We start from the raw sequence: 12,398 nt of genomic DNA, 5'->3' as shown, positions 1-12,398 counted from the left end.
TCATCCGATTACTGACGAATGTAGTGTTGACCAGGCAGCTGACGGATCCGCCCATTCAACTCTAACGACAAGAGAATCGCCGACACGTGCGCGGCGCTCAACCCTGTGCGTTCGATCACCGTATCCACCGATTGGGCTTCATAGGAGAGCGCTTCATAGACCAAGAGGTCGTCTCGTTTCAGCGGTGGCTGCACTTCAGCTGGCGTGGCATGGAGTCGCATCATCCCCCGTTGACGGCTATCGACTTGAGGGAGAATCTCTTCAAGAATATCCTGTGCCCCTTCAATCAACGTGGCACCCTCTTTGATGAGATGATTCGATCCTCTGCACGCCTCTTCTTTGACGGATCCAGGCACTGCAAAGACCTCGCGCCCCTGCTCTAATGCCAGCTTAGCAGTAATGAGTGACCCGCTGTTGGTGGTGGCTTCCGCGACCAACACACCCAGTGACAGTCCGCTGATGATCCGATTCCTTCGTGGAAAGTGATGACTGTGCGGAGCTGCCCCGATCGGCAACTCTGAGATAACGGCACCATGCGACTCAATGCTCCGGCGCAACGCGTGGTGTTCGGAAGGATACGTTCGGTCGATCCCACACCCCAGCACGGCAACCGTACGCCCCTTTCCCGCTATTGCCCCTCGATGCGCAGCCGCGTCGATCCCTCGCGCCAGTCCACTCACGATCGTGACGCCACGCTCCGACAGCTCTTTGGCAATCTCCTCCGTGAGAAACCTGCCGGAATCGGTCGCCCGTCGTCCGCCCACAATGGCCACAGCGATGTCATCCTGCTGAATCAAGGCCCCGCTCATATACAACAGCGGCGGAGGATCAGGAATAGACCTGAGCCGAGACGGGTAGGATGGATCGAACAGGGTGAGCGTTCTGACCTTGAGTCGCTCGATGATGTTCACTTGTCGATCAATCTGCTGCCGGATGTTGGTATCAGGACCGCGCCGTATGGATTCAGCCAACTCCAGGCTACAACCGGCATGCAACAATTCCTCCATGGTTGCAGCGAGAGCGGCGTCGGTTGAGCCACACGCTTGAATCAGTTTGACAAGCGTGCGATCTCCGACTCCATCAATCGCCTGGAGCATGAGCCATGACGTCAATGCTGCTTCGTCCATCTGGATCTCGTCGAAGGACAATGATTGATCGAGGAGTCGCGTCAGCCGGATGAGGCTATCCGAACAACTAGGCTCCCGGTGGGAACGGACAGCTGATACGGCGCAATTCTAGAGAACGACCAGATCGTACTGTTCAAGATGTAGCTGGCTATCCGGAGTGATAATGATCTTTGCCGAACAATCCCGTTCCAACACCTCAATTCCATGACGCTCTTCATCTTGGAGCAAGTCAGCCACCGTTGGGTGAGCTCCCACGACGATTCGTTGTTGATCCGAGGCAGGTTCAATCCGTCGGATCTCGCGAAAGATTTCGTAGGCTACTGTAGTAGGAGACTTCGTATATCCGCGACCTTCACAATAACGACACGGTTCGGACAGTGATCGCAAGAGATCTTCCCGAACACGCTCGCGAGAAATCTCGATCAACCCAAGATCCGAAATTCTGGAGATCCTCGTTCGCGCCTTGTCAGCCGCCATCGCATCTACCAACGCATGATAGACTCGATCGCGATTCTTTTCACGTTCCATGTCGATGAAATCGACAATGATGATCCCCCCAATTCCTCTCAACTTGAGCTGATAGGCGACTTCCTTCGCTGCCTCGAGGTTAGTGCGCACGATGGTTTCTTCTTGGTCGCGTTTCCCCACAAAACGCCCTGTGTTGACGTCGATCACGGTCATGGCTTCAGTATGGTCAATAACCAGATAGCCGCCTGATTTGAGCCATACCTTCCGGCTTAGGGCACGCGCAATTTCTTGCTCGACTCCCAGATGGTCGAACAACGGTTCGTCCTTGTCGTAGAAATGAATCCGTGCCGTCTGTTCTGGAGAAAAGCGCTGGACAAATCCACGAATGGCCTCGTATTCCTGGCGTGAATCGATCCAGAGCCGATCGACCTTCTTCCCAAACAGGTCCCTCACTACCCGGAAGCTGAGGCTCAAATCAGAATGCAGCAAGGCAGGAGCAGGTAGCTGTTCTCGTTTCGTCAAGACGTCCTGCCAGAGCACGTGCAGAAAGTCGACATCGGACTTCAGCTCATCCTCTTTGACCCCCTCACTGACGGTGCGGACGATATACCCGCAGCCCTGGCGGCGAACGCGGCGCATGATTTCCTTCAGCCTGGTCCGCTCCTCATCACGCGGGATACGCCGCGACACGCCGATATGATCGACGTTCGGCATAAAAACCAGGTAGCGTCCCGGTAGCGAAACATACGTCGTGACGCGGGATCCCTTGGTGCCGATCGGCCCCTTCGAGATTTGCACCATCAATTCCTGCCCCTCACTCAGCAGCTGTTCGATCGGCTTGGCACTCTGACGCTTGGGCCTGAGCATATCCGAATCTTTATCATCTTCCTCGGCCTCAACTAACATGTCGCCTGGTTCCGCGTCCGCCAACAGATCGGACACGTGCATGAACGCGGCTTTTTCCAGCCCGATATCCACAAACGCGGCTTGCATTCCCGGCAAGACTTTGGCGACTCGTCCTTTATAAATATTTCCGACAAAATCCTTGTGCTTGGCGCGGTCTCCAAATAAATCGGTGACCACCCCACCATCGAGGACCGCCACGCGAGTTTCTTCTCGCGAGGCTGTGATCGCAATCTCAACTCCCATACTGACTCCTTTGCTTTGAAAACCCCCGGGTGATGGGAGGGGTACCGGACGCGAGCGTACGCCCAGGCCCTGAGTTCATACCACCCCTGGTTCCGCGGGTTTTCGGTAGTATCTCCTCCGAAAGACAGATACCCATTAGTCTGGTCGTTCGGTCTTCATTCAATAAAACAGGCTCAGTCGCTTTCGTTTGACATTCAGCAATAAGCCCAACGACGCCATGGTCATGATCGTGGCGCTTCCACCATAACTCACCAAGGGCAAGGGGATCCCGACGATCGGAAACATTCCCGCCGTCATGCCGATATTGACCACGACGCAGAAACACAGCATGGCCACGATACCGGCGGCAAGTAACGCGCCAAGCTGATCTTTTGCTTTGGACGCAATCTCCAACGAGAGCCAGATTAACCCCACAAATAACCCCAAGAGAACCATGACACCCAGAAATCCCCACTCTTCCGCAAACACCGCAAACACGAAATCGGTATGCCCTTCCGGCAAAAACTTCAGTTGACTCTGCGTCCCCCCGTAGAGCCCTTTGCCTAGAAGCTCACCCGATCCGATGGCAATCCTTGATTGGAGAGCATGATAGCCTTTCCCACCGGGGTCATAGCCTGGGTCGACGAACGCCATAATGCGCTGTCGCTGATAATCATGCAAGGACCCCCATACCCCTTCCCATGCAAACGGAAACAGCATAATCCCGAATAAGAGAATAAAGCCAATGGCTTGAGAGCGAACCCCGACCATGAGTAGCATAGCTGCGTAGACGGCCACAAAGCTCAGTCCACTCCCAAGATCCGGTTGCTTCAGGATGAGGAGCAGACCAGGCAACACCAAGAGTCCCGGAACAATGACACGCTGCAGCCACCCCACACGAGGGGCCTTCGAGTAATAATGCGCCAAGACCAACACGAGAATCAGCTTGGCAAACTCAGACGGTTGAAAACTGAAAGGACCCATCGCAATCCATCGTTGGGCCCCTTTACTCGTTCGTCCTTCAAACAGGACGAAGACCAGCATTAGAAGGATAAACGCGTAGGCTGGATACGCAAACCGCGCCAGATCGTGATAATCCGCCGCCCACATGATGAGAAAGGCCGCTGTACCTAAGGCGATCCACATCAACTGCTTTAGATAGTAGGGGGTATTCCCATTCTGCTGTCCCTGCGTGACACTATAAATGGACAGCACCCCGATCGCCAGGATAGCCAGCATGAGGCCGACATAGCGAATGTCGAATCCGTCGAGGCCACGACGCTCGGTCAATCGATCGATCATGAGTCTTTGATGCCTCTCCCGTCATCTGGGCTCATCCCTGACAGCCCTGAGGTGGCGACCGGTGTCGGGGTGGTGAGGTTCATATACGCTTCAATGAGTTCTTTGGCGAGAGGCGCTGCCGCAGCCCCCCCATGTCCCATATGTTCAGCGAGTACCACTACCGCAATCTTGGGTGATTCCACCGGTGCAAAGGCCACGAACCACGCATGATCACGAAACTTTTTGGGAATGCTTTCTTCGGGGCCAGTTCGAAGCGCAGCCACTTGGGCCGTCCCTGTCTTCCCCCCAATGGTCACAATGGATGACTTCGCTCTCGTCGCGGTTCCCTTCGTGACGACATCAGCCAGTGCACTCTTAATGATGCGGAACGTTTCAGGCTTGGCATTGATTTTCCCACGAGGAACGGCCGGCAATTCCTGGAGATTTCCCGTCGCTCGATCCATGACCGCTCGCACCAGCCGAGGACGATAGTTGACCCCGTCGTTGGCGACGGTGGCCATCATACTGGCCATCTGTAACGGTGTCACCGTCACAAATCCCTGTCCGATGGCTGCCGAAATGGTCTCACCCGGCAACCAGGATTCCCGCTTGACCTTTTGTTTCCATGCCGGGGTCGGCATGATTCCCGATCGTTCCGACGGTAGTTCCACACCCGTCGGCCGCCCAAGCCCAAAATCCTTTCCAAACTCTGCCATCACATCGATACCCATGCGCTGACCGATCGAGTAGAAGTAGACGTCGCAGGAATGGACCAACGCCTCATGGAGATCGACATACCCATGCCCACCGGCTTTCCAATCTCGGTACAGTCGTCTACCGAACTGATACCCGCCGGTGCAATGAACAGTACTGGATGGCGACATGGTCTTGGTTTCTAGGGCAGCGACAGCCATTGGAATCTTGAAGGTGGAGCCCGGAGGATACTGGCCTTGTGAGGCACGATTATTCAGCGGGCGCCCTTCGTCTTGCACGATTTGAACCCACTGTTTCGCGGTGAGCTCCCTTGACAGGACGTTGGGATCAAAGGCGGGCCGACTGGCCATGGCGAGAATGTCCCCGTTGTTCGGATCGAGCGCGACAATGGCGCCCTGCTCCTCACCGAGCAAATCTTCGGCCAACTTCTGGAGACGCGCGTCGATCGTCAGATAGAGGTCGTTCCCTGCCTGCGGTTTTTCAACGACTGACGACTTCTTCTCGTGACCCAGCGCGTCGACTTCCACATTTTTCTGCCCGGCCATTCCCCGCATATGCCGATCATACGACTTCTCAATGCCGTACTGTCCCACAATGCTGCCTTGGTGGAGATCGTCAGATTCTGGTTTCTCAAGTTGATCTGCTGAAATTTCCCCCACATAGCCCAACAGGTGCGAGGCAATCAGTCCGCCGGGATAGTTGCGTTGGGACTCCACCTGGATCATGACGCCGGGCATGTCGAGCCGGCGAGACTCAACGAGCGTGGCATCGCGCAAAGTCATGCGGTCTTTGATCTTGCGAGGGAGCAATTTACTGCCTTTGATCGCTAATTTTTTTCTCACGAGCGCGGGGTCCAAACCCAGGAGTTCACTGAGCTGTTGAATCAAGACCTCACGATCGTCCACATCTTCCAGCGTCACATAGACACTGAAACTTGATACATTATTGGCGAGGAGGATGCCGTTCCGGTCAAAGATCAACCCGCGAGCCGGCTCAAGCAGAACCTGTCTGGTGCGATTATTTTCGGAGAGGTCTCGATAATACGGGCCCTCTAGAATCTGCAAATGCCAGAGGCGAAGACCGAGCAAGCCGACCACCAGTAAGAGGCCTAGACGTAGCGCAAACAGTCTGCGGTGGAGATCACCGAACTCCGTCTCGGGATAACTCGTCGACAACATACGGAAATCCTAGATCCGATACTCTGAGACCCACTGATCAAGACTCAAATACCGGCTGATGAGCCAATACACAGCCCCACCTATCAGCGCATCAAGAGCGGCCTGAGGTAAGACCACGGACCACAGAGCCCACCACACATTTTGTTGTGCGCTAAGCCGTAAGATCACCGGGGTCATGAGCCCAAGAAGGCAAGAGACGGTGAAGAGTCCTACTACTAACAGGGGCGGTGTCAGATACGCCACCTGCCTACCGGCAAGGCCCGCGATAAATCCGATGCATCCTTTCATGATGGCCGCTGAAAGGACGTCTTGTGCGGAAAAGAGACTCATTGCCCATCCCAAAGCCAGACCAACCAGCAATCCCTCAAGTTCCCCTCCAAACAGTCCAATGAGGCACACCGCTACGAATCCAAGATCCGGCTTCACCTGCCATAGACTGACATGGGGCAGCAGGACCGATTCAATCGAGACAATTCCCGCGATAAGGGCGATGTAGATGAGTGTTTTCATCGCTTTATCTTTGGCGCCTTCAGGCGTTCCCCCTCGGTGGGAAAGGAGGTGGGGAGGATGACCAGCACTTCCTCCACATGGTTTGGGTCAACCTCAGGCACAAGTTCTGCGGATTGGAACAGCGCTTCGTCTTCTTTATCGATTCGTGTGATCGTCCCGATTGACAGACCACGAGGGAAGCCTCCCACCAATCCCGACGTGACGACCCGATCCCCAGGCCTCGCGTCGGACAACAACGGGATGTATTTGAGTTGGGCCGTTCCATGGGTCGTCCCTCCAACGATTCCTTCGTCTCTCGTGCGCTGAATCAATCCGGCAATCGCATTGTTGGGATCCGTCAGAAGCAATACCACCGAGGTTGACGACGTGGTCTTCACGATCCGACCGACCACCCCAGCCGGGGTAACGACGCCTTGGTCTGACTGTAACCCATCCGAAGTGCCCTTGTTCAGAATGATCGTCTTGTACCAATTGCCGGTATCTCGGCCGATCACTTGCGCAGCGATCAGTGTCGGCAGCGCCTGTTGTTTGAACTCCAACAGGGTCGCGAGTCGCTCCGTGGCTGCTGCCGACTCTCGTAACTGTCCATTTTGCTCCTTGAGGAGGTCCAGCTCTCTTCTCAACTGCCTGTTGTCTTCCTCAACCCCTTGGAGCGCCACGTAGTGATCCCAGACACCGGCAATCCGATCATGGATGCCGGCGACAGCTTGCAGAGGCCAGCTGATGATCCACCCGAAAGGACTCCCGACCGCTTGAAATACGGTTTGGAGTTGGGTTGGCAACAGGAGGAAACTAAGAACCAGAATGACGGCAAGCGCAAAGGCGACACGCCGAGCGTTGTAGGAGAGGCGGAAATTGACCATCCGCATGAGGGATGGCATCTTACCGAAGGTTGTTCGCTTGCGACATAACCGATACTTTCCGAAGGAGATCCAACTCATCCAAAATCTTACCCACTCCCAACACCACGGAGGTGAGCGGATCGTCCACCGTAATGATCGGCAAGTTCGTTTCTTCCCGGAATCGTGTGTCCATGCCCTTGAGGAGTGAGCCGCCTCCGGTTAAGACAATCCCACGATCGATAATATCACCGGCCAACTCGGGCGGGGTGTTTTCGAGTGCGATCTTGATGGCATTCACGATCGTCCCAATAGGTTCCTGTAACGCCTCACGGACCTCCGCGTCATCGATGACCAGGGTCCGCGGGATGCCGGAGATCAAATCACGTCCCTTGATCATCATCGTTTTCCGCTCTTCGAACGGATAGGCAGAGCCGATTTCGAACTTAATGCGCTCCGCCATATGCTCACCGATCAATAAGTTATATTTCTTCTTGATGTAATTCATGATCGCTTCGTCCATGCGATCACCAGCGACCTTCACCGACTCGCTGTACACGATCCCGCCCAGAGAAATGACGGCAATGTCTGTCGTTCCACCTCCCACGTCGACGACCATATTGCCTGACGGCTCCGTAATCGGCAGTCCTGACCCGATCGCCGCAGCGACAGGCTCCTCGATCAAGTAGACTTCTCTGGCTCCAGCCAACTCCGCAGAATCGCGCACTGCTCGTTGCTCCACCTGGGTGATGCGGGAAGGCACGCCGATGATGATCCGAGGGCGGACAAACGCGCTTCGATTATGCGCTTTGCGAATGAAATGCTTGAGCATCTGCTCGGCCATCTCGAAGTCGGCGATCACGCCCTCCTTCATCGGCCGAATCGCAATGATATTTCCCGGCGTCCGTCCGAGCATCTTTTTGGCATCCGCTCCGACGGCCAGTACCTTCTCACTCTTCTTTTCGACCGCCACGACCGAAGGTTCGTTGAGGACGATCCCTTTTCCGTGCACGTACACGAGAGTGGTCGCGGTGCCTAAATCTATGGCCAGGTCGTCGGAGAACCAACCGAACATATCTCCCGGGAACCCCACGGCGTCTCTCCCTTCATCTTGGCCGGACGAGTTGCAGTCCAACCGGTGTGCTGACTGAATGCCTTACCTAGTCCGGAACGGCGAGTTGCCCGGCATCCAATACTTGCGTCCTGGCCACTTCATCGCCCAACCGACGACCTTGCTCATTCCCAATGATCAAAAAACCTTCGAACGCTAAAATGGCCAGAGACACCAGCCATCCGATGTACGGAACGGCGTACGCGAGCTGCGCCCCACCGAGCGGGAGGTTCCGAATGATCGATTCTTGGAAGCCCGCTGATTCTCGACCATCCACTCGGATCGTGTGTAACCCTACCAACCGTTTGCCGATACTTTTCCCGCCCGCGAACCCATCGGCAATCAGGATGTAAGCCAGCCCGGAAAGAAAACCAACCGGCGGGGCAATTTCGCCCGCGGCCACGACGATAAACAGATCGATTAACTTCGCGATGAATCGATTCAGGACATGAGCCTTCGGATAGACTCGTGTTTCCTGCAACGTCGAGGTTGGCCCCTCCCCTATCAAGGGATCTCCTTGTAATTTGTCGCAAAGTATAACAAAACGCATCACCTTGCACAAACAAAGACCGAATCTTTTTCTGAATGTTCTTAGTCTGGCAGTTTCGGACCAGAATGCAATGCCCCCACCTCAGACGTATCTTGGGTGTCCCACCATCGCGTGTTGCTCTAATGCCTGCTCAGCATACTGTAGGTGCTGACAGTGGGAGCCCACTCTCTTGCCTTTTGCCTTCTCCAATCGGTACAATTATGTTTTTACTACGACGAGGATTGAGATGATTAAGACCATGCGCGATGCTGCGCACAACTATCCCTGGCTGCTCAAATCCATCATGATTATTTTAGCCGCGGCTTTCGTGATTACGATGGGCTGGTGGGGGTTCGGCGAGGACGCGGGCGGGCCTGTCGCCAAAGTAGGCGCCCAAACCGTTTCCTTGGACGAGTTTAAGCGTACGTACGAAAACATGCGCCGTATCTACAAAGAAAACGTCACGAGTGAGTTCAAGGAAGAAGAATTCAAAGACTTCGTGGTCGGACAACTCGTCGACAGCCGCGTCTGGATTATCGCGGCGGAGGAAATGGGTGTGCATGTCTCTGATGCCGATCTGCGTGAACTGATCATGAAAATCGAGGTTTTTCAGAAAAGCGGCGCCTTCGACCCCGAGCTCTACAAACGCATCCTTGCCGCGAATCATTTAACCCCGGCTGCGTTTGAGGCGATTCAACATCAAGAAGTCTTGGCCAATAAAGCTCGAATGATTGTGAGGGATTCCGTGTCGCTTACGCCGACCGAGATTGAAGAAGGACAATCCCTGATGGCAAGACCTCCGGATTCTGACCCGACCAAGGGGGCTGAATCCAGGCAGCGAGTGCTGGATGATATGCTGTTGCAGAAGCAGCAACGGGCGCTGGTTTCATTCCAGCAATCCATGAAGGCCAAACTGCCGATCACCATCCGCCGAGAGTTGCTATAAAATCGCTGTTGCCATTCATCTAGTGATGCTGACTACAGAAGATTAGACGATCAACATTGCATCCCCATAACTGTAGAAGCGATAGCGTTCTTTGACCGCCTCTTCGTACGCCCTGCGAATTGGCTCGATCCCTGCGAAGGCTGACACCAGCATGAGCAGCGTGGTTTTAGGCAGGTGGAAATTCGTCATGAGCGCATCGACGACTTTGAACTGAAACCCTGGTGTAATAAACAGACGGCTCTCGCCGGACATCGGTACCATCGCCCCTTTTTCCTTCATAACCGTCTCAAGCGTACGGACAACAGTGGTCCCGACGGCAACCACCTGTCCGCCGGCCTCCTTGGTGGTCTTGATCGCCCTCACGGCCTCTTCGCTGATCGTAAATCTTTCTCCGCTCATTTGGTGATCTTCGATCTGCTCCGTCGTCACCGGCTTAAAGGTGCCGGGCCCAACATGGAGCGTCACGGTTGTCACGTTGATTCCCGAATCTTTTACCCGTTGAAACAGGTCTTGGGTAAAGTGAAGCCCTGCCGTCGGCGCGGCAATCGCTCCGCCGTGTTTGGCAAACATGGTCTGGTACCATTGATGGTCTTTCTGCATCGGTGCCCGTTTGATGTACGGTGGGAGGGGCATCGATCCACGTTCTGCAAGAAAGGCATCGACTGACATCGGACACTCTACATCCACCTCAGTGCCTGTCGCGTCCCGCTTCACGATCGTCGCACGGGCATGATCACTGAACTCAATGACCTGTCCGACTCTGAACGTCCCCTTCGCCATGACTTCCCATCGCTTTTCGTTTTGCTCTCTCACGAACAACACCTCGACTGGTTTCCCAGTCGACTGTTTGACTCCCGGCACCCGAGCAGCCAGGACCTTGGTATCGTTCACCACGAGGAGATCCCCCGGCTTCAATAGATCGGGGAGATCAGCGACATGACGATGAGAGAGTTGCTGCGTACCTCGGCTGAAGGTCAGTAGCCTCGCACGATCGCGTGGAACGACCGGTTCCACTGCGATCAATGCTGGGTCGAATGGAAAGTCAAAATCGGACAGGTGCATTATGACGGCGGGGCCATGGTGACCGGCATAGGCGGAGCCTGAGTCAACGACGCGTCCCGGAGTTCTGTCCCCGGGTAGTAGTAATTCAGAATACTCGCGAACGAGTACCCCAATTCTGCTAGTTCTTTTGCTCCCCACTGGCAGAGCCCGACTGCATGACCGGCCCCGTATCCGGAAAGAACAAGATCATCACCGATCGATTCGACCGTAAACTGGGTGCTCGGTACGACCGTATACCCAACCACCTTACGCAGGTCTTCCCCACGGATAATGAGCTCACCATCTGAATGCAGAATTCTCAGCGTTGCCACTCGACCGGCACGACTATGGGTAAGGGGGGAGATCGCGCTGATGGTGCCGAGTATGAATCCTTGCTTCCGTAGTTTCTTCTGCAGGTCGTCCAACTGTACGGATGCTTTCCATTGGTAGAACGGCGATGCCACGTCAAACGGACACTCGACACCCTTCAAGTAGGGCAGATCCTTCGACCAGACATTTATCGCATCTTCCGTCAGGCCGGCCGCCGTAGATGAGAAGGCGGCATAGATGGGAGCCCCTTGGTAGGTCACAACCAATCCACGAGTCGACTCCACTGCCAACGCAACACGCGCATCGATGCCTTGCCGACCACGATAGACTTGATCTTGAATCCCCGCCACAACGTCATAGCTACGAGTAGGACTCAGCATCTGTTGATACAGCGCGTATGTCCGCGCAGCAACGGCTTGGACCTTGAGCATCTCGAGATGCCAGGTTGCGTTGACTTCTGCCGGCACCACACCCTTTACATACTCCTCCAAGTCAATATGATTGACGACAAGTAGACTCTTTCCTCTCCGGAGGAGTTGGATCGCACCACCCACTTGCAGCGCGTCTTTCTCAGAGCCTACCTGTTGCAGACCCCGGTTCCCTTTTACGGGGAGCCAAAGATCCAAATCATGACTTCCTGCTCTCACCATGAGGCGATCGGCCATCACCGGCGTTCCGTTCAGGAACATCACCCGGCCTCGTATCTCGACCCGCACGGCCGTCCGATAAGGCCGAGCTTCTCGCTGATCATCCGTGACCACAATGGTCTGACTACTTGAGATCTCCAGCTGCTGGATATCCCGAGCCAGCAATACACGAATCGTTGACGCCGCTTCTGCCTCCGGTATGGTCAGACAACCGAGGCAAACCCCTAGACCAAAGGCCAGAGCTGAACGCCAGGGTGTGATCATCTGCGTAAGAGCCATCCTATGAGATAGAATAGCAGACTGAGAAGAATGCTGAGAGCGATGCTGGTTCCGATGGGGAAGTAGAAGCTGAAATTCTCCCGTTTGATCGAAATGTCACCGGGGAGTTTTCCGAACCAGCCGAAAAGGTTTCCCAGCGCAGGCATACGGTCGGCGATGAGAAAGAGAACGCCGAGGAACACGATTCCAAGACCGACTCCGATGAGGAGTTTGCCAAACGTCGTCCATTCCGGCATGAACTTTCATCCCGCCTGGCGGAGCGCCTCAGCG

12 protein-coding genes are annotated in these 12,398 nt (G+C 55.1%); 1 reads left to right on the top strand and 11 read right to left on the bottom strand.

What is annotated here, in order from left to right:
* Positions 1 to 8: 8 nt before the first annotated feature.
* The 8 genes from dprA to IPM58_10885 form a co-directional block, all read right to left on the bottom strand.
* Positions 9 to 1,127, bottom strand: a complete 1,119-nt coding sequence (gene dprA, locus IPM58_10920; GenBank protein ID MBK9307575.1) for a DNA-protecting protein DprA — start codon at positions 1,125 to 1,127, stop codon at positions 9 to 11.
* Positions 1,128 to 1,235: 108 nt separating this feature from the next.
* The gene (locus IPM58_10915; protein MBK9307574.1) at positions 1,236 to 2,744 is read right to left on the bottom strand and encodes an Rne/Rng family ribonuclease; all 1,509 of its coding nucleotides are present in this window, start codon (positions 2,742 to 2,744) and stop codon (positions 1,236 to 1,238) included.
* Positions 2,745 to 2,903: 159 nt separating this feature from the next.
* Positions 2,904 to 4,025, bottom strand: coding sequence for a rod shape-determining protein RodA (rodA, locus tag IPM58_10910; protein ID MBK9307573.1), 1,122 nt, complete (start codon positions 4,023 to 4,025; stop codon positions 2,904 to 2,906).
* Positions 4,022 to 5,896, bottom strand: a complete 1,875-nt coding sequence (gene mrdA, locus IPM58_10905) for a penicillin-binding protein 2 (protein ID MBK9307572.1) — start codon at positions 5,894 to 5,896, stop codon at positions 4,022 to 4,024. Before mrdA ends, rodA begins: the two co-directional genes overlap by 4 nt.
* Positions 5,897 to 5,905: 9 nt before the next feature.
* A complete protein-coding gene (locus tag IPM58_10900; GenBank protein MBK9307571.1) occupies positions 5,906 to 6,406 on the bottom strand; it encodes a hypothetical protein in 501 nt (166 codons plus the stop codon).
* Positions 6,403 to 7,275: a rod shape-determining protein MreC gene (gene mreC, locus IPM58_10895; protein MBK9307570.1), complete on the bottom strand. Its 873-nt coding sequence runs from the start codon at positions 7,273 to 7,275 to the stop codon at positions 6,403 to 6,405. Before mreC ends, IPM58_10900 begins: the two co-directional genes overlap by 4 nt.
* A gap of 13 nt (positions 7,276 to 7,288) precedes the next feature.
* Positions 7,289 to 8,320 (bottom strand): rod shape-determining protein, encoded by a 1,032-nt coding sequence (locus IPM58_10890; GenBank protein ID MBK9307569.1) that lies wholly within the window; start codon positions 8,318 to 8,320, stop codon positions 7,289 to 7,291.
* An 85-nt stretch (positions 8,321 to 8,405) separates the two neighbouring features.
* Positions 8,406 to 8,837, bottom strand: a complete 432-nt coding sequence (locus tag IPM58_10885; protein MBK9307568.1) for an RDD family protein — start codon at positions 8,835 to 8,837, stop codon at positions 8,406 to 8,408.
* A gap of 295 nt (positions 8,838 to 9,132) precedes the next feature.
* On the opposite strand from IPM58_10885, the gene IPM58_10880 reads away from it, so the two are divergent.
* The gene (locus tag IPM58_10880; GenBank protein MBK9307567.1) at positions 9,133 to 9,831 is read left to right on the top strand and encodes a SurA N-terminal domain-containing protein; all 699 of its coding nucleotides are present in this window, start codon (positions 9,133 to 9,135) and stop codon (positions 9,829 to 9,831) included.
* Positions 9,832 to 9,873: 42 nt separating this feature from the next.
* On the opposite strand, the gene queA is transcribed toward IPM58_10880, so the two are convergent.
* The 3 genes from queA to IPM58_10865 are packed head-to-tail and all read right to left on the bottom strand — an operon-like array spanning position 9,874 to position 12,364.
* Positions 9,874 to 10,893, bottom strand: coding sequence for a tRNA preQ1(34) S-adenosylmethionine ribosyltransferase-isomerase QueA (queA, locus tag IPM58_10875; protein MBK9307566.1), 1,020 nt, complete (start codon positions 10,891 to 10,893; stop codon positions 9,874 to 9,876).
* Positions 10,893 to 12,113: a SpoIID/LytB domain-containing protein gene (locus IPM58_10870; GenBank protein ID MBK9307565.1), complete on the bottom strand. Its 1,221-nt coding sequence runs from the start codon at positions 12,111 to 12,113 to the stop codon at positions 10,893 to 10,895. The genes queA and IPM58_10870 overlap by 1 nt, the downstream gene beginning before the upstream one ends.
* The gene (locus IPM58_10865) at positions 12,110 to 12,364 is read right to left on the bottom strand and encodes a DUF2905 domain-containing protein (protein MBK9307564.1); all 255 of its coding nucleotides are present in this window, start codon (positions 12,362 to 12,364) and stop codon (positions 12,110 to 12,112) included. Before IPM58_10865 ends, IPM58_10870 begins: the two co-directional genes overlap by 4 nt.
* Positions 12,365 to 12,398 lie beyond the last annotated feature (34 nt).

This window comes from Nitrospira sp., from assembly GCA_016715825.1.
Classification (GTDB): domain Bacteria; phylum Nitrospirota; class Nitrospiria; order Nitrospirales; family Nitrospiraceae; genus Nitrospira_D.
Note: the sequence above shows the minus strand (reverse complement) of the source record. Positions and strands in the feature narration are given on the sequence as shown.